We start from the raw sequence: 21,282 nt of genomic DNA on the forward strand, positions 1-21,282 counted from the left end.
CACTCGCCGCTGCTACTGCTACTGCCGTTGGCATTAGAGTGGGGCTTTAGCCCCACGTACAGCGCCTTCTCAAAAAGGGGCTTTGGCCCCGGCCCGTTGCTCGTGCATGTGCCTTAATACATCCGCCCCGCATGCATCTGCAGATGCTCCAAAATCGGCCCAAGCGACAACACAGGAAAGAACGTCAACGCCCCGACAATCAGAATCACCGAGCAAAGCAGAATCGTGAACAAAGGCGTCGTCACCGGAAACGTCCCTTGCGAAGCCGGCGTAATCTTCTTCTTCGCAAGATTTCCCGCGATCGCCAGCATCGGCACAATCATCAGGAACCGTCCCGCAAACATCGCGAATCCAAGCGCAGCGTTATACCAGCCCGTATTCGCATTCAACCCGCCGAACGCACTTCCGTTATTGCCCGCGGCCGAAGCGAACGCATAAAGAATTTCGCTCAGACCATGCGGCCCCTGGTTCGCCAGGCTCGAAAGCCCCAACGGTGTCAGTACCGAAACCGCAGCAAGCCCAAGGATGATCACCGGAAAGATCAACAGGTACAGCATCGCCAGTTGCACATCCGCAGCCTCGATCTTCTTACCCAGGTACTCCGGCGTACGGCCAACCATCAACCCTGCGATGAATACGGCAAGCACCACGAAGATCAGCATGCCGTAGAGTCCGGCGCCAACACCGCCAAACACGATCTCACCCAACAGGATGTTCACCATCGGCACCATGCCGCCCAGCGGGGAGAAGCTGTCGTGCATCGCATTCACCGCGCCGCAGCTCGCATCCGTCGTCACCGTCGCGAACAGCGCGGAGTTCGCAATGCCGAAGCGAACCTCCTTGCCCTCCATGTTGCCACCCGCATCGTTCGCGGTCGCCTGCGCGGTCACGTGATGCAGCAGAGGATTCGTCTTCGACTCCGCCTGGTACGCAGCCGTAACGCCCACGAAGAAGAACACGCTCATCGCCGCAAATACCGCCCAGCCATGCCGCGGAGCCTTCACCATGCGGCCCAGCGTCACCGTCAGTCCGGCCGGAATCAGAAAGATCGAAAGCATCTCCAGCCAGTTCGTCAGCGGCGTGGGATTCTCAAACGGATGCGCGCTGTTCGCATTGAAGAACCCGCCGCCGTTCGTCCCCAGCATCTTGATCGCTTCCTGCGAAGCCACCGGCCCCTGCGCGATCGTCTGCGTCGTCACCACTTGCGTGCTGGTCTTGCCATCTGTGCCAGTGGTCGTTACATTCTGCTTTTCCACCAGCGTCGCCGTGTCATACGGTTTCAGGTTCTGCACCACACCCTGCGACACCAGCACCGTGCCATAGACCAGGCAGATTGGCAGCAGGATATACAGCGTAGCCCGCGTCATATCGACCCAGAAGTTGCCCAGCCTGTCCGTCTCGCGCGAAGCGATACCACGAATTAAGGCGATCGCCAGCGCCATGCCCACCGCAGCCGACCAAAAGTTATGCGTGGCCAGCCCAAGCATCTGGGTCAGGTAGCTCATCGTCGTCTCAGGCACATACGACTGCCAGTTCGTATTCGTCGTAAACGAGACGGCGGTGTTCCACGCCAGTCCCGGAGCCACGCCCGCCAGATGCTGCGGATTCAAGGGCAGCCAGACCTGCGCGCGTTCAACCGCATACGTAAACAGTAGCGTCGCCGCGGAGAACAGCAGCATCGCAACCGCATACTCCGTCCAGCGCATGCCCTGTTCTTCATCCACGCCGGTCAGCTTGTACAGCACACGCTCAACGGGCCGCAGCACAACATCGAGCGGAGTCTTGCCCCGCTCGAACACACGGCACATATACAGACCCATCGGCTTCGCCAGCAAGAGAACAGACGCGAAGAAGAAGAGAATTTGAATCCAGCCATTGGCAGTCATTGATGTTCTTCCTATCCCTAAAACTTTTCCGGACGCAGCATTGCGTAAACCAGGTACACCAGGAGTGCCGCGCACAACAGCAGCAGCAAGACGTTCTCAACCATGGTTCTTCCCCCTCAACATTCCATCGCAGGCCGTCGCATACACGACCGCGATCCCGAACAGCAGCAACGTCGCAACCACACTCAGCACATCGCTCATACAAACCTCTTTCTCAAAAGTGATACGTCACATCGCCTGCGACGATGAACTGCGTCTTCTTCGTGCCAAGGTCATACGCGGCCACGTTGTAGGAGTGCTCCAGCCGCAGCTCCGGCCGGAACAGCACACTCGATCCAACCCAGTGCCCATAGCCGATCAGATGTTCGGAGTACTTCGTCACATACCCCGTCCTCTGTCCCTTGATGTCGTCCACATACTCGTTGCGCAGCGAGAGATAGTTCTTCTGACCCAGCTCTTTCTCGAGGTAGTTCACAACCGCGTACTCCGGGGCATAGCAGCGAAGCTGGTTGACATGGCAGAAGGCGCCGTTGGCCCCAACCTCGGGCGTGATGGGGTTCGCCACATTCCCGGCAATGTTCGGAACATCGCGCTGGTACATGTACCAGGCCTCCGTATCCGTATGCCAGGTCGCATTGATCTTGTGGTACCAGGTCTCGTAGTAGCTCTGCACATTGTTGTAGGCGTACTTGCCCTTGTTGAAGGAGTTCGCGCAGGTATACAGCGCGTCGCCGCCCGCCGACCACGTATAGTCCACGCACGCCGTCCCCGTAGGCTGTGCATCCTTCACCCACGGCATCACGTCGTTGCCGCCGGAAAAACCAGCCTGCACCAGCCAGTGGTCGCTCAGCTTCACGCTCGCAACAATGCCCGTCTGCGTATACGGATCGATGGCATACAACACCGAGTGCGAGTAGGTGTAATTGTTCGGCGCAAGCTGCGCCTCAATATCCGGCAGCGACACATACCGTCCCATCCGCACATTCATCCCCTTCGCGACATGCGGAAAGTAGAGATCGAGATAGAACATGATCGGGTCGTACCCATACTCATGATTGCGCGCCAGCAACTGTTGCGAGAACATCCCCTTCGCCGTCGTGTAGCGATAGTCCTGCCCCCAGAGCTGCGCCAGGCGAAAGCCCCAGTCCACATGATCCGTCTGCACCTCATCGGGCAGCCGCTCCACGTACAGCACCATCTGGTCCGGAATCACGCGGTTGGGGTTGTAGTAGTAAGCAGCCGGCGAGTTCGCGCCATCGCCTTTGTTCGACGTGCTGACATCGAAGCCGCCGTTCAGCCACCCATACACCTTCAAGCGGCTCTTGTTCTCGTTCACCGCCTGCATCAGCTCGTAGGTCGACGTGTCCGGCGCGCCAATCACCGGCGTGCCACCAACGCTATAGTCCGAGCTCGGAAACGGGGTCGAATCCAGCGGTCCAGCATACCCGCGCCGCAACGGAGCCGCCGCAGCGGCCTGGGTCGGATGCCAGTCTTCCTTGTACACATCCGCAAGCCGCGCAAAGAAGTTCTTCGCCGAGGCCAATGTTACCGGCTGCTCCGGCGCACTGCTGCTCTGCGCCTCCACCCTCGTCGCACACAACAAAAGACCGGCAAGACAAACAAACAAATAACGCGTTGCGAATTTCACGGGAACGCTCCAAAGCAAGTAGAGCGTCACCCCCCATAGGAAGTCCGTAGAGAGAGCATAAAGAATCTATAAGTGTCCCTCTGCCGAACAATCAGCCTTCGATCGCTTCATCCGCCCGTGGATCCGCAGCAAATCGATATCCCACCCAAGGCTCGTTGCGAATGTACTTCGCCTCACCCGCCGGCTCAATCTTCTTCCGCAACTGCGCCACCAGCACCCGCAGATACTCCGGCTGGTCCTTCCCCGCGCTGCCCCAGATCGCATTCAACAAAAACTTGTGCGTCAGCACCCGCCCCGGATTCCGCGCCAGCAACACCAGCAGCTCGAACTCCTTCGGCGTCAGGTGAATCTCTTCCCCCATCCGCTCCACCACATGCGCATCCACATCGATACGAAAGTCCCCCGTGGCGATCATCGACTCCGGCTCCGGCTCCGCAGGTACCGCTCTCCGCAGATTTGACCGGACCCGCGCCAGCAGCTCCTGAATGCTGAACGGCTTCGTAATGTAATCGTCCGCGCCCTCATCGAGCGCCATCACCTTCATCTGCTCCGCGTTCTTCACGCTCAACACGATGATCGGCGTCTGCCCCCGCTGCCGGATCGTCCTCGTCAGTTCGATGCCATCCATCTCCGGCATCGCCAGGTCCGTGATCACCAGCTCCGGCGCGATCTTCGTAAACTTCTCCAGCGCATCCACACCATCGCGCGCCACCGTCACGTCGTACCCGTTGCTCTCGAGCGCCATCCGCAACACCCGCGCAATCTGCGGCTCATCGTCCACAACCAGAATCTTCCGTCCCATCACGCCTGCTCCTGCGTCACGATATGCAGATCCGTATGCGGAGCTCCACTCATGAATCGTTGAATCGCAAAGTAGTACAGATACATCTTCAGCCCTTTCACCGCAGACCGTCCAAAGATCACCTGCGTCACCCGCTCCTTCGACACAAACTCCGACGTCGCCTTCGCCACGCTGCGATTCACCAGCTTCACCACCTTGGCTCCCAGGTTCTCCGCAAACCGTATATTCGCCTCCAGCGACCGCGCCCGGTCCTCCGTCGGCGTGTCGCCCCGATCCACATGCAGCACCATAAACTCCGCGCCCAGCCCCTCCGCCAGCCGCGCCCCTCGCGCAATCAACTGCCTTGCATGCGGACTCGCGCTGATACACACCGCCACCTTCTCCCGGACGCACCACTCCCCACCCAGCCGCTTCCGCGTCACATACGCATCCAGATTGCGGTCCACCGCCCGCGTCACCTGCTTCAGCGCCATCTCCCGCAGTGCAATCAGATTCCCCCTCCGGAAAAAGTTCGCCAGCGCCCGGTCCACCCGCTCCGCCGGATAGATATCCCCCCGCTTCATCCGCTCCTCGAGCGCCTCCGGCGTCAAATCCGCCAGCACAATCTCATCCGCCCGATCCATCACCCAGTCCGGCACCGTCTCTCGCACCGTAATCCCCGTCAGCGACTGCACCTGCGGCGTCAGGCTCTCGATATGCTGAATATTCACCGTCACCAGCACATCGATCCGCGCCTGCAACAGCTCCATCACATCTTCATACCGCTTCGCATGCCGGCTGCCTTCGATATTCGTATGCGCCAGCTCATCCACCAGCACCACCTCGGGCGCCCTCCGCAAAATCGCGTCGATGTCCATCTCCTCGAACATCGTGCCCTTGTACTCCAGCTCAGTCCGCGCAATCGACGGCAGCTTCTCCACCAGCTCCGCCGTGCTCGGCCTTCCATGCGTCTCGACGATGCCGACCACCACATCTTCCCCACGCATCTTCCGCCGAATCCCCTCGCTCAGCATGCTGAACGTCTTGCCCACCCCCGGCGCATATCCAAGAAAGACCTTCAGCCGCCCCTGTGCCTTCTCCTTCAGCTCAGCATGCTCCAGCCACTGTTCCGCCGTTTTGCCCGGGAACGTCTTGTTCGCATTCATGGGTACAATCAACCTCGTGACATCGAGAGTAACCCGAGCTACCCTCCGCTGGTTCTCCGCCGCGATCATGCTCTCCCTGATCGTATCCCTCTACGCTCGCCTTCTGCACGTCAACCCCACCACCGTCGCCCTCACCCTTCTTCTCTACATCCTCCTCCTCGCCTCCTCCTGGGGACTCCGTTACGCGGTCGTGCTCTCCTTCGCCTCCGCCGCCTGCTTCAACTATTTCTTCCTCCCTCCCCTCAACACCTTCACCATCGCCGAGACCCAGAACTGGATGGCCCTCCTCGCCTTCCTCGCCACCGCCCTCATCGGCTCCAACCTCTCCAACCGCATCAAGACCGCAGCCGCAGCCTCCGACTCACGCCGCCGCGAACTCGAGCTCCTCTACGACTTCGGCCAGCGGCTCCTCTCCACCGAGTCCACCGGAGACCTCCTCAAACTCATCCCCCAGAACATCGTCTCCGCCTTCCGCACCCGCTCCGCCGCCCTCCATCTCACCGCCGGCGACCGCATCTACCTCTCCGACCCCAAAGAGGTCCACGTCTCCACCAACCAGCTCCGCAACGCCGTCTACGCCGGCACCGCCTACGAAACCTCCGCCCCGCAGACCGCCCTCCTCTCCCTCTCCGTAGGCGTGCGCCCCATCGGCTCCATCGCCGTCGAAGGCAACCTCCCCACCCAGGAGACCCTCGAGGCCATGAGCGGCCTCGTCGCCATCGCCATCGAGTCCGCCAACGCCATCGAGAAGCTCGCCCGCGCCGACGCCGCCCACGAGTCCGAACGCCTCCGCTCCGCACTCCTCGACTCCGTCACCCACGACCTCCGCACTCCCCTCACCAGCATCAAGGCCTCCGTCACCAGCCTCCTCTCGCAATCGGCACTCAGCCCCGAGCACCGCACCGAACTCCTCACCGTCATCGACGAAGAGAGCGACCGCCTCAACCACCTCATCGCCCAGGCCACCGAGATGTCCAAACTCGACGCCCGCGAGGTACAGCTTGAGCGCGCCCCGCATCCCATCTCCATCTGCATCGACACCGCCCTCAAACAGGTCCCGCTCGGCAACCGCCGCATCGAGGTCCACCTCGCCGACCGCCTCCCCGAGGTCCTCATCGACCTTGAACTGGTCGTCAAGGTCCTGGTCCATCTCATCGAGAACGCCGCCAAGTACTCCCCCGCCACCGAGCCCATCTTCATCACCGCCGAAGCCGAGCCCGGTCATCTCGCCGTCTCCATCGCCGACCGTGGCGACGGCATCGACCCCATGGAACAGCTCATGATCTTCGACAAGTTCTATCGAGGACAGAGCCAGCGATACCGCGTCCACGGCACCGGCATGGGCCTCGCCATCTCCAAGGCCATCATCGAAGCCCACGACGGTACCATCGCCGTTACCAGCCAACCCGGCCACGGCTCCGTCTTCACCATCACCCTCCCCCTCGCCCCACGTAGCTAGCACCGCAAGTCGAAAAGCCGCAAAGTTTAAAGCAGAGCCAACAATCCGGGTACCCCACATCTCGATTTTGAGATGTGGGTTCGTCCAGGGCACAGAGCGTTTGGGCGACCACCCGCATCTCACCAAGCCATGCCCCTCCGCATCGGCACAGCCGGCTGGTCCATCCCCCGCCTCACCGCAGCCTCCTTCCCCACCGAAGGCACCCATTTAGAGCGCTACGCCCGCGTCCTCCACTGCGCCGAAATCAACTCCACCTTCTACCGCACCTCGCGCCTGGCAACCTACGCCAAATGGGCCGCGTCCACCCCAGACGACTTCCTCTTCTCCCTCAAAGCCCCCAGGACCATCACCCACGAATCCGCCTTGGCCCCGGCCCCACAGCAACTCAAAGATTTCCTCACCCAGACCAGCACCTTGGTGGAAAAACGAGGCCCCATCCTCTTCCAGCTTCCGCCCAAACAAGCCTTCAACCCCACCCGAGCCAAAGCCTTCCTCACCCTCCTGAGAGACCTCTACCAGGGCCCCACCGTATTCGAGCCAAGGCACGAAACCTGGTTCACCCCCGAAGCCGAATCTCTCTTCAAAACCTTCCACATCGCAAGAGCCGCAGCCGACCCACCACGAATCGCCGCCGCCACCCAACCCGGAGGCGATCCCACACTCGTTTACTACCGTCTCCACGGCTCCCCCCGCATCTACTACTCCACCTATACCCCGGAATACCTCGAAGCCCTCTCTAAAGCCATCACTCCCCACACCTGGGTCATCTTCGACAACACCGCCTCCGGAGCCGCCACCGAAAATGCCCTCTCCCTGAACTTCCTCTCCTGAACTTCCTCGAACGACGAGCTCTTACCTGAGACGACAAGCTGGACAAGCGATCGGACCAATGGCGGACCGTCGACCAAAACCGGCGCACGCATTTGGCCATCCATGGAGAAGGCCCTGGACACGACAGCTCCAATCGTTCTGAGAGCACCGGGGCCGCAGTGCTGCATCCCCGGCACGCAAATCCCGGACTGACAATGTCCACCTCCGGACACCTCACCAAAAAACCGAACACTCGCCTTTGTCTCTTCTTCCCGCATTTTCCGCTTTTTCCCCACAATCTTTCGTCTTCCGCCCAGCAGAACTTTGGCCCGCAACGTGCGTATACAAAGGCATGCTGCAGCCCATGCGTTATGCCCTTCGCCAGCTCCGTCGCACTCCCGTCTTTACCCTCACGGTGCTTCTGACGCTTGCCCTCGGCATCGGCGTCAACGCAGCCATCTTCTCCGTCGTCGATACCGTCCTCCTCCGGCCCCTCGACTACCGCAACGCCGACCGCATCGTCGGCATTGAGTCCCGCTTCGTCGCGGAGAACCGCAGCATCCCGCGCATCGGCGGAGACGACTTCAAGGACCTGGCCGCACAGTCCAAACTCATCGAAGCCACGGCGTACTACCAGTCCAGCCAGGACGGCCTCCAGCTCAACGGTCACGCGGTCTACACCCGCATGGCCTACCCAAGTCCACTCTTCGGAACGGTCCTCGGCCTTACACCCGTCGAGGGCCGCCTTTTTTCAAACTCCGCAGAGGCAAAGAATGAGGTACTCATCAGCGCCGCCTTCGCCGAAGAAAACTTCGGCTCGGTCCACAACGCACTCAACAAACCCGTCCAGTACGACGGAGCCACCCGCACCATCGTCGGCATCCTCCCCACCGCCTTCACCTTCCCCAACCGCTCCTCCGTCTGGATCGGCCAGGACCCGAATCCCGAAGTCCCCAACCGCACCGCCTACAACCAGCGTGCGCTCGCCCGCATGAAGCCCGGCGTCACCATCGAGCAGGTCAACGCCGAGCTCGCCACGATCTCCGCCCAGCTCGCCGCAGCCTACCCCGAAGACAAGGGCAAGATCCTCACCGTCGTCCCCCTCCAGGAGCAGATCGTCGGCAGCGTCCGACCCGTCTTCCGAGCCATCATGGGTGCCGTCCTAGTTATTCTGCTCATCGTCTGCGCCAACATCGGGCACCTCCAGCTCGTTCGCGCCACCCGCCGCCAGCAGCAGGTCGCCCTCTGCACCGCCCTCGGCGCACGCCGCGGCCACCTCGCCATGCAGGCCCTTCTTCAAGCGGTGCTCCTCGCCATGGGCGGAGCCGCCCTCGGCCTCCTCCTCGGCATCCCTCTGCTGCGCCTCATCCTCCGCTTCGCGCCTCCGGGACTGCCTCGCCTCCTTGAAATCCGCCTGAACCCCGACGTCTTCGTCGTCTGCTTCGCCGTCGCGCTCCTCACCATGGCCATCACCGCCATCCTTCCGGTCTGGCGCTCCTGGCACGTCGATCCCTCCACCGCACTCAAGCAGGACAGCTCCCGCGGTCTCACCGGCGAGTCCCACACTCTGCGCACGGCCCTCATCGTCGGCGAAATCGCCCTCACCTTCGTCCTGTCGGTCGCATCCATCCTGCTCGTCCAGCAGATGATCGGCTTCTCCCACGCCGCCTTCGGCTTCGACCCCGACCGCCTCCTCCTCGTCGACACCCACGCTCCAGCCCGCTCCGCCGACGAGCGCATGACCAACTCCGCCGCACCCGTCCACCGCCTCGACGCACTCCTCCAGCGCGTCGGACAGGTCCCCGGCATCGACCACATCGCCGCCGTCGGAGGAGCCCCCATGGCCCAGGGAACCTCCTCGGTCGGCTACGCCATCCATGGCCGCACCTCCTTCACCCCCGGCGCCAAGCTGGCCAACGCCAACATCGTCCCCATTACGCCGGACTACTTCACCACCATGCAGATCCCGCTCCTCTCCGGCCGAGCCCTCGCCTCCACAGACACCTTCACCAACCAGACCGTCGTCGTCATCTCGAAGTCCCTCGCCCAGCAGCAGTTCGCCAACGACAACCCCATCGGCCACGAGATCATGTGCGGCTACGACGCGCCCCTGCGCTGGTACACCATCGTCGGCGTCGTCGACGACGTCCTCCAGGACTCGCCCGCCTCGAAGCCCGCCCCCACCTTCTACGTCCCCATCGCCCAGCACCCCGCCCGCGCCGCCGACGTCGCCATCGTCGCCCGCACTCACGGCGACCCCGCCCTCATGCAGCAGACCATCGACAAGGCGATCCGCGACATCGACCCATCCATCGCGACCACCGCATCCACCATGCGCCAGGAGATGGGAGCATCTCTCCGCGCCCAGACCTTCATGACTGGCCTCTTCGCCAGCTTCGCCCTGCTCTCCATCGTCCTCGCCGCCGTTGGCATGTACGGTGTCACCGCCTACACCGTGGCCCAGCGCAAGTTCGAGTTCGCCCTGCGCTTCGCCTTCGGAGCCGACCGGCGTCAGGTCTTCACCATGGTCCTCAGCTCCTCCGCCACCATGGCCGTCCTCGGCCTCGCCATCGGCGCCCTCCTCGCCGTCGGAATCACCCGCCTTCTGGGAAGCATCCTCACCGACGTCAAAATCCTCAACCCCGCCACCTGGCTCCTCGCCTCGGCGCTCATCGTCCTCATCACCCTGGCCGCGACCCTCATCCCAGCCCGCCGCGCCGCCGCGACGAGCCCGATGGAAGCCCTCCGGTCCGAATAGAATCAGGGGAGTTAAAAAAAGGAACCGGTTACCCCTCACAAGGTAACCGGTTCTTCGTTAAGTTCACCCCATCGAAACAGCGCGGTGACGATCAGGAAGTGTGCGGGATTCTGGCCACACTTTCCATACATTTCTCCACGTTTTACCATGCAAAATCAGCACGTTCATCGCGTGAAAGTGGTCTGGATCTTCTCCTCGCGGCGCTCCATGGCGAGCTCAATCAGACGGTCGATCAGCTTCTTGTAAGGCAGGCCCGAAGCCGCCCAGAGCTTTGGATACATAGAGATAGACGTGAACCCGGGCATCGTGTTGATCTCATTCAGATAGATTTGCGGATTCTTCCCCGGCGTCATCAGGAAGTCCACGCGTGCCAGCCCCGAACAATCGCAGGCCCGAAACGCCTTGATCGCCATCGCCCGTATCTGCTTGGATTGAGAGGCACTTATCTCCGCCGGAATGATCGGAATCGAAGGATCGTCCGGCGAATCCGCATACTTGCTCTCATAGTCGTAAAACTCTTTGTTTGGAACGATTTCCCCGACTACAGAGGCTTCTGGATCGTCATTTCCGAGCACCGCCACCTCCAGCTCGCGCGGCTTCACGCCGGGCCCGCCGACACCTTGCTCAATCACCAGCTTGCGATCGAAGGACGCGGCTAAGTCCATTGCCTGCTTCAGTTCCGAGCGGTCATGCACCTTCGAAATCCCCACGCTCGAACCCAGATTCGCCGGCTTCACAAACAGCGGATATTGAAGTGTTTTTTCAATGGTCCGCTGGCATTTCTTCGGGTCGGCCTTCCACTCCGAGCGCAGCAGCGTGACGTGCGGCGTCTGCGGTAAGCCGCTGAAAGCAAAGAGCTTTTTCATCACATCCTTGTCCATCCCGGCCGCCGAGCCAAGCACACCCGACCCCACGTAGGGGATGTCCGCGAGCTCTAAAAGCCCCTGAATCGTGCCGTCTTCTCCGAACGTGCCATGCAGGACCGGGAAGACGAGATCGATGGTCTGGGCGAGCGAAGAAGGCTCCATCTCGGCTCCGGCGGAGAGCGTCAAAGCCGTTGATTGCGATAGACTTAGAAGCGCCTGCGAGGTCTCCGCACCAAGCCAGCGGCCCTCCTGGGTGATGCCTAGGGGGACGATTTCGTATTTGCGGCGGTCGATTGCCTTGAGGATGGAGGCTCCGGAGCGCAGGGAGACCTCGTGTTCGCCGGAGCGGCCGCCAAAGAGTATGCCAATTCTTAGTCTTTTCTTCACTTTTCCAGTATCCGCCATTCCGATGGGGAGGGGAGCGGTGGAACCATCGTGATCATCATGGGGTTTGTGGTGGATTTCGGACTTTTATGGGGTTCGACGCGTTTTTGCCGGGTTCTTACCAGCGATTTTCGGGAGCGTAGAACGTGGGAAAACGCATGGAAAATGTGGACAGGCTGTGGTGAATGGGATGGATTTTGTTGCCGATGAAGCAAGACGCATTTTGTTTTCCATTTGGGAACAAGAGCCCGCTGGAATCAAACTTTGGTCACCCACGCGAGACCATCCGAGATAATATCTTATCCAGCCAGGGTGGGGCTTCAAACCTCACCTGAGGTCAACGTGGGGACTACACCCGCGAGCTTCTTCCTGTTTTGCCTTCGCCTTTCTCTCCCCAGATCAAGCCACCTCTCCCTCGTCGCTGCGCGTGGTGGAGCGTATTTTTTGTGCTGCAAAAGGGATCCTCTCGTGAATCGCGTCGTTCTTGCCAATACGTTCGCTTTGATGACCTTTATCGGGTCGTTCTGGCCCCTGGCCAGGCGTGCGGGTCCGCATGCGCGGGTGTGGCTGCTGGGATGGACGTTTCTCCTGCTGCGGAACCTGGCGCTGCTGTTCAGCGACGACTATCCGCCGCACAACAAGCTGGCGCATCTGGCCGCTCTGTGGTGCATGGAGCTGTGCGCGCTGTGCTTTATCCGGGCTGCGGGCAATGCTCCGCTTTCGACGCGTGGGTTTCTGTTTCTGATCGAGCTGGGGCTTCCGGTTCTTTCGCAGGCGGCGCTGTTCGTGTTTTCGGTGTCTTCGTACGGGGTGCGGGCGGGGGCGGCGCTGCTTTGTTTCGTTCCGCTCGTCCACATGCTGGTGCGGCCGCTGCACAGGACGCAGACGTATGTGGTGCTGTCGGGGGGCTTCGCGGTGCTGGGTGTGTTCAGTTTCTCGGCGGCGCGTCTGAATGCGGAGGCTGTGCTGACCGCCACGCTGTGTGCCGTGTTCGTGTCGGCGGCGTATCTGTACTATGCGGGCGCGCTGCGCGTGACGCGCGGGGTGCCGGTTGCGGCGGCGGGCTTTGTGGGGTGGGGTCTTTCCTATCCGCTGGCGTGGGGGCTGGCGCATCTGCAGACGCCGATCGTGGTGGATCCGATCCTGCTTTCGCTGCCGCAGTACTGCGTGGCGTACGGGATGATTCTGACGCTTCTGGAAGAGCATGTGGGCAGGACGGAGAGGCTGGCACTGGCCGATCCTTTGACCGGGCTGGCGAATACGCGGCACTTTGAAGACCGTTTTGCGCGGGCGCTGGCGAATACGAGTCTGCATGGGAATCCGCTGGCTTGCCTGGTGATCGATGTGGACAACTTCAAGACGGTGAACGATACGCTGGGTCATCCGGTGGGGGATGAGTTGTTGAAGGCGCTGTCGGTGCGGCTGGCGTGGCATATCGGGCCGCGGGATACGCTGGCGCGTACGGGTGGCGATGAGTTCACGGCGATTCTGGTGGGAGAGCATGACGAGCATCATCTGCGGTTTATCGCGCAGGCGATGATGTCGGCGGCTTCGGTGCCGCTGTCCGTGCATGGGCATGCGGTTCCGGTGACGCTGTCGATCGGGATTGCGGTGGCTACTCCGGAGACGCTGAATCTAGCGGCGCTGCGCAAGGCGGCGGACGATGCGATGTACCAGGCGAAGCGGCGGGGTGGCGGGCGGCTGGCGGTGCATGGGGAGACGGCTCCCACGGTGCCTGTACCTTCGATCCCGTTTCCGATGCTGGATGGAGATGCTTTTCTGGAGCAGGGGTATGCGGGTGAGGCTTTGCGGTAGGTGGGTGGAAAGTAAGGCGTAACCAGGATTCGATGGATGAAAGACGGATAAGAACAGGCAACGGCTTTTTGGTCTTTTCACTTGCTTTAGTGAGAGTGACGAATTCCGAGAGCTTTTGTCTCGTTAGTTGTGGTGACGAGAACGGCGTTTATCGGGAGTAATGCTGACTACCGGATTTCCGAAAAGTGTTTTTTCAATCCTTTACGTAAACTGTCATATTTCGCAGCACTAATATCAAAAAATGTAGCGTTTGGGCTGTTCCATCGGAAAGGGCGATCACCGTTCCACGCCAGCCATTCCGTTGGTATTCTCCACTCACGTTTTCCCTCAGCCACGACTCTGTTGCGAGCACCTGATTCGAACTTTTCGACCGGGCCCTTCGCTCTTCCAACACCAACGATGCCTTTCCGCTTCGCATACATATAGATCGTGTCTCCCGCTTCAACACGATTCATGTGTGTCGGATAATTGAACTTTTCCCACGCGGTGGCGTAGCCCCGATCATGCATGCTCTTCTCATCGTTGAGTGAGCTTTTCCGGTTTGTGTTGCACACGAAGACCCGACCAGTTCCTTCCAAAAAGTGCTCCAAGTTTTTAGTCTTTCGCGTAGAAAGTTTCGGCCGCTTATTGTTGGCTTTCTCTAGGCTCGAAAACTGATTACGTTCTTCTTCAGTTTCTTTCAGCCAAACTGCTGCCAGTTCAGAATCCAACTCCTCTGCTATGTTCCACAACATGTCGAACCAAGTGACTAGTTCCGTTATGTCAACCCCGGACAAGCGAACGCCTACCTCTAAATTTTCGTTTAGGGCCTTATTGGTAAGATTTGCGGAAGTAACGACAGCATCCTCAAGACCGAATATGTATACCTTGGCGTGCAGTTTGGGCTCTTCAATGAGATAACGGCACAGCACACCGGCATTGATCAACTCAATCAGGGACTCCGGTCTCGTTGCTCCAGAAACGATGTCTCGCCTTGATATGTGAGTTAGCAGGCGCAGATCCCGCCCCTTCAAGCCTGACAGGAGCGCAGTATCGGTGACATACGCGCTCGCTATGCGTACCGGACCATCGACTTTTTCTATTGCCCGACGAAGGGTAGCCCGGTGTTGCCGGTCCCGACCGCCTGGGATCTCAATCAAAACGGTAGCCATGTCTCTCCGTGGAACCATTATCGACTAAGCGCATAGATTACTCCGCATAAGTCGGCTTGTCGGAATGGATCGAGCTCGTGGCGAGAACGGCGTTTCTCGGCACCGATCCGGACACATTTACCGCCTACGGGGCAGACGCATGGGATTGTGGCCGCGCCAATGGTAACGCGGAAATTTCAGTGCATAGTTGGTGATTGCGGCGGTGGCAAACGCCCTGAACTTCTCATCATTCCAAAGCGCCACGATCTTCCCGCGAGGCTCGCGACCCACTTGCGTATCCTTCTGATAAATCCAGCCCCGATAAGCGTCCAACTTGCTCGGTCGCCCAGAGATACGGTGTCCGTGGGGGATAGATGGGAAAAAGTCATCATCGCCCTTGTGAAAGAGCCAATTCGATAGACCAATATTCTTAGCGGTGAAATGAAGAACTGTCGTATCGTCGTCCCGTGGCGAAGGATCCTGAGTGCCTGACGACGAAGCACCGTCAACGTCCGTTTGCTCCCGCTCACCAAACGGCCATTCCTCTTCGGGCTCAAACTTTTGCCAACCAAGAAGTCGGCGCACCGTATCAGCCTGGAGTGAATCTGATTCAGCGTTCTCTCTGACGAACTGCAATCGAAGAAGATACTGATCCCAAGACAGCACGCCAAGGCTCAACGCGAGCAGACTCGACGCCATATACATATCCGTAGCGGCGGAGGTGAGGCGGGTTGGCTGTTCGACTGGCGACACGAACCCAGTGTATTTCAATGGATCGTAGATGCATCATGTCCCAGTTACGTTTTGGGATCGCATCGGTATCGGGAAGTCGGCTTGTCGTCGGTAAGCTCTCGCTCTTGGGCAGCCGAGCCAAGTTCCTCCAATAGCGTTTATGAGGACTAATGCCCGCTAACGCCTCAGCGATAATCCAACTATGGATACTGTGGACTGGGATGACCCAGGTGTTGAGGAGCAGTGGTGCAATCAACGCCGTGAAGAAACGACCGTGTATCTGCACAAAGAAGGTCTCGTGCATGGTGAAATCGGCTCATGGCCTGCATGGCATGTTGCACCCTATATCTCTATCTGGGCCGTCGAAAGCTTGAAAACGCCCGGAGCTGTTGGGTGGTGGGTTATCTCCGGAGATCTTCCAACGGACTACATCTCAGCCTCGTCGGCGAAGCATCCGAGGCAAGCGCTTCGAGCGTTTGCAGAAACTTGGGAAGATGTCGCATCTCATATGCGGGACGGGACACCCCACCCTTCGATAAGCATCGGTCCTCCTGAGATGAGTTCGGAACTGCTGCCCAACTTAGAAAAGCGCTCCGAGATTCTTCGTCGATTCGCTGACGACGATGCTATGTGGGACAACGACGGTCGCTTTATAGATCAGTCCTCATAAGTCGGCTTCTCGTCAGCAATGCAAAACTGACGAGAAGCGTGTTTATTGTGACGTCGACGCGGCGTTGCAACTTCGCGTGGATGTCTTCTTCGTCGGTGCATTTCTGGAATAGCCGTCAGCGTTGCAGCTTCAATGCAAACTGGAGGACGCGGGGAGACTGGGCTTCTACGATCTGGCCGAAGACCGGCGAGTTGATGTCGTTGATGGGCACGATGAAGTTGGTGTGGTTGGTTACGTTGAAGGCCTCTGCGCGGAAGAGCAGCCTGGTCGATTCGCTGAGGGGGAAGCTCTTGTCGACGGCGGCGTCGAGGCTGCCGAAGGCTGGACCGTCGATGCTGTTGCGGCTTTCGTTGCCGAACTGCCCGGCGTTGGCGACGGGATCGAGACGCTGGAAGGCCGAACGGGAGACCCACTGATTGACCGTGTGGGGCGCTCCCTTGTTGGGATTGCCGACGACGTTGGGGCGGTCTCCGAACATGCCGGAGACGCCGGGGTGCGGCGCCTGCAGGGAGACGTTGGCCGAGTCATAGACGGTGAACGGGGTGTTGGAGTTGAGGGCCAGGAGGCCGCTGGCTTGCCATCCGTCGAGGAGCGTGCGGGAGAAGCCCTGGAGGTGGTGGGCGAAGGGAACGGTATAGATGACGCTGGCGGCGAAGCGGTGTCGCGAGTCGAAGAGGGAGCGTCCGTATTCGCCTTTGAGGTTCTGGTTGTTCTGGGGGATATCGAGTTCGCCGAGCATGAGCCAGGGGGCGGGGCCGGACATGTGGAGGCTGGAGGTGTAGTCGAGGTCCTTGGAGAAGGTGTAGGCCAGGGTGTAGTTGAGCGATGGCGTGCCGCGGCGCGTGAGCGAGACCTGTCCGGAGTGGAAGCTGGAGTTTGCGTTGCCCACGACGAGGCCGGCGGTTCCGAGCGAGCAGGTTCCGGTGGTGAGGGTGCAGCCGGAGTAGAGGCGGCGGCGTCCGGAGTTGGCGAGGGTTGCGCCGGGTTGGTAGATGGCCGGGTTGGCTTCGATGAGGCGCGGAAGACGGGTGCCCTTGGCGCCGATGTATCCGATGGACAGGATCTGGCCATGCAGACTCTGGTCGATGGTGACGTTCCAGTCCTGGGTGTAGGGGGGGATGAGCTTGCGGTCGAGCGTGAAGGTGGAGGCGGGCAGGGCGAACTGGCCGGAGGTGAAGGGGTTGGCGATGGCGGCGGTGGGGTTGGCGTAGTTGATGGTGCCGGTGAGGGTACGGATGACGACGCTGGGGAGTGCCGAGGTGGCGGCTCGGAAGGGCATGCCGACGCCATTGAGGAGGGGGTCGTAGAAGATGCCGTAGGCGGCACGGACGACGGTCTGGCTGTTGCCGCGGGTGTCCCAGGCGAAGCCGACGCGGGGTGCGAAGTCTTTGAAGAAGATGGGCGTGATGCCGTCGGCGACGCCGGGGTCTCCGGGGAACAGAAGGCCGGCGGGAGCGTTGGGGTGGAGTGTGGACTGCTGGCCGGGGGTGAAGGCCATGAGGCGGTTTTGAAGATCTTTGAAGGGTGTGGTGATCTCGTAGCGGACGCCGTAGTTGAGGGTGAAGCGGGGGCTGACGCGGAACTCGTCCTGCGCGTAGGCGCCGAGCTCCCAGCCGCGGAGATTGCGGTTGAAGTCGCCGCCGGCCTGGGTGAAGATGTCGGGGCGGCCGAGTTCGAAGTTCGCCAGCGAGTTATTGGTGAGTCCCTGGACGGTGAAGGAAAAGGTGCCGGAGGCGAAGTTGGCCTGGTAGCCGTTCAACTGGATGCGGCGGAACTGCGCGCCAAAGCTGGTGACGTGCTTGCCCTGCGTGTGCGAGACATTCGCGCTGACGGAGTAGTTGTTCTCGACGGAGTCGCGGGGGTTGATGATGGGGTCCCCGACGTTGGAGTAGCCCTGCAACTGGATGAGCGGGGCGCCTGTGGCTTCGGCGCGCGTGGAGGCGTAGCCAAAGCCGAAGGACTGGGGAGAGAGGCCGGAGAAGCGCTTGTCCAGAAGGACGTGGTTCTGAAAGAAGCTGACGTTAGCCGTCATGACGGTCTTCGCGGAGAAGGTATGGGTCTCGGTGAGGCCCGCGAGATGGGTGTTGGTGAAGTAGCCCACGGGGAAGCCGGGGACGTCGGCGCCGAGTTCCGAGTAGGGGCTCAGGGTCTGGTTGGTGGAGTAGTTGTAACGGGCGCTGATGGTGTCCGCGTCGCGGAGAAGCCAGTCCGCCTTGATGCCGCCCTGATCGCTGCTGTAGTGGCCGAGGTTGGTGGTCTGGGCGAGGTTTGGGTTCTGCGCTGTGTTGGGGAGGGGGTAGTAGGCGAGGTACTTTGCGGTGATGGGGTTGATGAGGCCGGCGATGTTGTTGCCGTAGGGCGTGCGGGTAGCGTTGGCGAGGATGGGAGCGTCGGCGGAGAAGTCACCGGCGCGCTCGGCCAATGTGGGGACGACCACGCCGTGGGTGACGTCCTGCGCGTTGCGTATGCCCTCGTAGTAGGTGAAGAAGTAGGCGTGGCGGGGGACGATGGGGCCGCCGGCCGTGAGGCCGAACTGGTTCTGCCTGAGCCGCTCCTTGCGGGGGGCGAAGTAGTTGTTGGCGTTGAGTGCGTCGTTGCGCACGAAGTCGTACAGGGTGCCGTGGAGCTTGTTGGTGCCGGAGCGGGTCACGATGGTGGTGATGCCGCCGCTGGTTCCGCCGAACTCGGCGGGCGCGGTGGCGGTGAGAATGCGGAACTCGGCGATGGCGTCGGCGGGCGGGCGGAAGGCGTAGCCGCCGTCCATGCGATTGATGTCGCGCATGCCGTCCACGAGGAAGTTGTTGGACTCCGGACGCTGGCCGTTGACCTCATAGTTCTGGCCTGCGCGGCGAAAGCCACCCATGACCGTCAGGCTGGCTGAGGCAGGCCGGACGCCGGGCTGCAGGATGCCGAGTTGCGCGAAGTTGCGGCTGCTGAGCGGCAGCGCAGCAATCTCCTTCTCGCTGACGACTGCACCCTGGGCGATTTCGTTGGTTTGGAGACGCGTGGCCTGCGCGGAGACCTCGATGGTCTGCTGCGAGGATGCCAGGGCGAGCTGCACGGCGATTTGCGACTGGTTGCCGACGTCGAGATGAATGCGGGAGTTGACCCAGGTGGCGAATCCGGGCGAGCGCACCTCGACCCGATAGTCGCCGATAAAGAGCTCCTGGAAGGAGAACTCACCATGACTGTCCGCGTGCCCCTCGTGCCTCTGTGCCGTGTCGGTGGAGGTGACCACGACGTCCGCGCCGGGGACGATGGCGTTGGTGGCGTCTGTGACGACGCCTCGTAACGATGCGGTTGCGCTTTGCGCCATGACAACAGTAGCCGCGAGTGCAAAGACAGCCACAACCCCTAAACACAACACCATGCGTTTCATGAACAACCTGTTTTCCGGAAAGTTTGAGTAGAGAGGACTTTACCCGGTGAACAGGTGGTACCGCATCGACATAAAGGTGGAGATGAACGCCCACCTCAAGAGGGACTGTGCCTATCGGACGCGGCTGCTCGTCAGCCGCTGCTGCGAGCATGGGGATAGTCGAAGCCCGACCCTTTCGATACGAGGGAAAGGATGAGGCTTGGACTCCTTTAGAGGACGCGGCTGTGGCGGTAGCCCTCTGCGGTGAGGGCGTCGAGGAGCTCCTCGACCTGGAGACGGCCGCGGGTTTCCATGGTGATGTCGATGACCGTGTCGCCGAGGTTTACGCCGTAGTAGGCGCGGTTGTAGAGGGTGTTAACGATGTTGGCGCGGTGCTTCGCGATGAGCCTGGTGAGGTCGGCGAGGGCTCCGGGCTTGTCCAGCAGGTGGATGCGGAGCATGATGAGGCGGCCATCCTGCACGAGGCCGCGCTCGATGATACGGGCGAGGAGCGTGACGTCGATGTTGCCGCCGCAGACGAGGACCGCGGTGTGCTTGGACTTGAGGCTGGTGCGGTGTTGCAGGAGGGCGGCGAGGGCCGTGGCTCCGGCACCTTCGGCGAGGGTCTTTTCGCGCTCCAGCAGCATGAGGATGGCGGAGGAGATCTCGTCTTCGTCGACCGTCACGATCTCGTCGACGTACTTTTCGACGACGGGGAAGGTGTGGTCTCCGGCGCGGCGGACGGCGATGCCGTCGGCGATGGTGGTGGCGGCGTCGATGGTGGTGGGATGTCCCTCGCGGAGGGCGGTAGCCATCGACGGCAGGCGCGAGGTCTGGACGCCGATGACGCGGATGTCGGGGCGCGTCTCCTTGACGGCGCAGGCGATGCCTCCGATGAGGCCACCCCCACCGATGGGGACGACGACGGCTTCGAGCTGGGGGATCTGCTCGAGGAGTTCGAGGCCGATGGTGCCCTGTCCGGCCATGACGGCGGGGTCGTCGAAGGCGTGGATGAAGGTCATGTTGGCTTCGGAGCAGAGGCGGCGGGCTTCGGCGTAGGCCTCATCGTAGTTGGCTCCGTGGAGGATAACCTCGGCGCCGAATTGGCGGGTGGCGGTGACCTTGACCAGAGGCGTGGGCAGCGGCATGACGATGATGGCTCGGATGCCGCGGGCGGTAGCGTGGTAGGAGACGCCCTGGGCATGGTTGCCGGCGCTGGCCGCTACTACTCCGCGGGAAGCTTCCTCCGGGGTGAGGAGAGCAATACGGTTGAGGGCTCCGCGCTCCTTGAAGGAACCAGTCATCTGGAGGTTTTCGAGCTTGAGGTAAATCTCCTGGCCGGTGAGGCTCGAGAGCATGACCGAGTGGGGGCAGGGGGAGAGATAGACGGAGGACTGTATGCGCTCGCGGGCGGCTTGTATGTCGGCGAGGGTGATCATCGTAGCCATCTGAATAGGGTATCGCGGATGGGGACGCGGCTAGTCATAGATCTTCTCGAGAAACTTGCGGCGCTTCTGCTCGGCGGCAATCCATTCGGGGAGATCTTCGTCGTACCAGACTCGATAACCGAGACGGTCCAGTTGGGACCGGCGGCGTGGGTGCCCCGTTCTGCGAGGCCTTCGAAGAGCTTCGCCTGGGGGGCGGTGAAGACCCAGGCAGGGCCGGTGGGGGTCTGCTTGCAGGTATAGATCTGGACTCCTTCGCCGCGGAGCGTGAGGAGGGGTTTGGTGCTGGGAGGAGGGGTGGTGGAGTCGGTCTGCGCGGCCGCGATGGCGGACAGACCGACGAGTAGGATCGCCTTGGGGAGGATCATGACGTC

The 21,282-nt window shown here is 61.1% G+C and carries 16 protein-coding genes; 5 read left to right on the plus strand and 11 right to left on the minus strand.

Annotated features, from left to right (window positions below; all coding sequences use genetic code 11):
* Positions 1 to 113: 113 nt before the first annotated feature.
* The 5 genes from kdpA to BM400_RS02600 form a co-directional block, all read right to left on the minus strand.
* A complete protein-coding gene (gene kdpA / locus BM400_RS02580; protein WP_089836351.1) occupies positions 114 to 1,886 on the minus strand; it encodes a potassium-transporting ATPase subunit KdpA in 1,773 nt (590 codons plus the stop codon).
* A 17-nt stretch (positions 1,887 to 1,903) separates the two neighbouring features.
* On the minus strand, positions 1,904 to 1,990 hold the full coding sequence (kdpF, locus tag BM400_RS22930; protein ID WP_089836353.1) for a K(+)-transporting ATPase subunit F: 87 nt from the start codon (positions 1,988 to 1,990) through the stop codon (positions 1,904 to 1,906).
* A 110-nt stretch (positions 1,991 to 2,100) separates the two neighbouring features.
* Entirely contained in the window at positions 2,101 to 3,534 is a 1,434-nt protein-coding gene (locus tag BM400_RS02590) for an outer membrane beta-barrel protein (RefSeq protein ID WP_245781642.1), read from the minus strand.
* A gap of 91 nt (positions 3,535 to 3,625) precedes the next feature.
* Positions 3,626 to 4,336: a response regulator transcription factor gene (locus BM400_RS02595; protein WP_089836357.1), complete on the minus strand. Its 711-nt coding sequence runs from the start codon at positions 4,334 to 4,336 to the stop codon at positions 3,626 to 3,628.
* Complete coding sequence (locus BM400_RS02600) at positions 4,336 to 5,481, minus strand: universal stress protein (protein ID WP_089836358.1); 1,146 nt, start codon at positions 5,479 to 5,481, stop codon at positions 4,336 to 4,338. The genes BM400_RS02595 and BM400_RS02600 overlap by 1 nt, the downstream gene beginning before the upstream one ends.
* A gap of 16 nt (positions 5,482 to 5,497) precedes the next feature.
* Between BM400_RS02600 and BM400_RS02605 the strand changes: the two genes are divergently transcribed.
* The 3 genes from BM400_RS02605 (at position 5,498) to BM400_RS02615 (ending at position 10,508) form a co-directional block, all read left to right on the plus strand.
* Positions 5,498 to 6,940, plus strand: coding sequence for an ATP-binding protein (locus tag BM400_RS02605; protein ID WP_175528828.1), 1,443 nt, complete (start codon positions 5,498 to 5,500; stop codon positions 6,938 to 6,940).
* Between the two features lie 129 nt (positions 6,941 to 7,069).
* Entirely contained in the window at positions 7,070 to 7,771 is a 702-nt protein-coding gene (locus BM400_RS02610) for a DUF72 domain-containing protein (protein WP_089836362.1), read from the plus strand.
* A gap of 343 nt (positions 7,772 to 8,114) precedes the next feature.
* Positions 8,115 to 10,508 (plus strand): ADOP family duplicated permease, encoded by a 2,394-nt coding sequence (locus tag BM400_RS02615; RefSeq protein ID WP_175528829.1) that lies wholly within the window; start codon positions 8,115 to 8,117, stop codon positions 10,506 to 10,508.
* A gap of 164 nt (positions 10,509 to 10,672) precedes the next feature.
* Here the strand turns inward: BM400_RS02615 and BM400_RS02620 are convergent, their stop codons facing one another.
* A complete protein-coding gene (locus BM400_RS02620) occupies positions 10,673 to 11,761 on the minus strand; it encodes a D-alanine--D-alanine ligase family protein (protein ID WP_245781643.1) in 1,089 nt (362 codons plus the stop codon).
* Positions 11,762 to 12,226: 465 nt separating this feature from the next.
* Between BM400_RS02620 and BM400_RS02625 the strand changes: the two genes are divergently transcribed.
* Positions 12,227 to 13,573, plus strand: a complete 1,347-nt coding sequence (locus BM400_RS02625) for a GGDEF domain-containing protein (RefSeq protein ID WP_089836369.1) — start codon at positions 12,227 to 12,229, stop codon at positions 13,571 to 13,573.
* A gap of 167 nt (positions 13,574 to 13,740) precedes the next feature.
* Here BM400_RS02625 and BM400_RS02630 read toward each other — a convergent pair whose 3' ends face one another.
* Both BM400_RS02630 and BM400_RS02635 read right to left on the minus strand, forming a co-directional pair.
* A complete protein-coding gene (locus tag BM400_RS02630; protein WP_175528830.1) occupies positions 13,741 to 14,724 on the minus strand; it encodes a phospholipase D family protein in 984 nt (327 codons plus the stop codon).
* A gap of 117 nt (positions 14,725 to 14,841) precedes the next feature.
* On the minus strand, positions 14,842 to 15,456 hold the full coding sequence (locus BM400_RS02635) for a hypothetical protein (protein ID WP_175528831.1): 615 nt from the start codon (positions 15,454 to 15,456) through the stop codon (positions 14,842 to 14,844).
* 181 nt (positions 15,457 to 15,637) lie between these two features.
* Here BM400_RS02635 and BM400_RS02640 point away from each other — a divergent pair, with 181 nt between their 5' ends.
* The gene (locus BM400_RS02640; protein ID WP_089836375.1) at positions 15,638 to 16,105 is read left to right on the plus strand and encodes a DUF4826 family protein; all 468 of its coding nucleotides are present in this window, start codon (positions 15,638 to 15,640) and stop codon (positions 16,103 to 16,105) included.
* Between the two features lie 115 nt (positions 16,106 to 16,220).
* Here the strand turns inward: BM400_RS02640 and BM400_RS02645 are convergent, their stop codons facing one another.
* The 3 genes from BM400_RS02645 to BM400_RS02655 form a co-directional block, all read right to left on the minus strand.
* Positions 16,221 to 19,421: a TonB-dependent receptor gene (locus tag BM400_RS02645; RefSeq protein ID WP_175528832.1), complete on the minus strand. Its 3,201-nt coding sequence runs from the start codon at positions 19,419 to 19,421 to the stop codon at positions 16,221 to 16,223.
* A gap of 272 nt (positions 19,422 to 19,693) precedes the next feature.
* Positions 19,694 to 20,911 (minus strand): threonine ammonia-lyase, encoded by a 1,218-nt coding sequence (locus BM400_RS02650; protein ID WP_217644071.1) that lies wholly within the window; start codon positions 20,909 to 20,911, stop codon positions 19,694 to 19,696.
* Positions 20,899 to 21,276: a DUF3455 domain-containing protein gene (locus tag BM400_RS02655; protein WP_089836379.1), complete on the minus strand. Its 378-nt coding sequence runs from the start codon at positions 21,274 to 21,276 to the stop codon at positions 20,899 to 20,901. Before BM400_RS02655 ends, BM400_RS02650 begins: the two co-directional genes overlap by 13 nt.
* Positions 21,277 to 21,282 lie beyond the last annotated feature (6 nt).

The organism is Granulicella pectinivorans (assembly GCF_900114625.1).
GTDB lineage: Bacteria > Acidobacteriota > Terriglobia > Terriglobales > Acidobacteriaceae > Edaphobacter > Edaphobacter pectinivorans.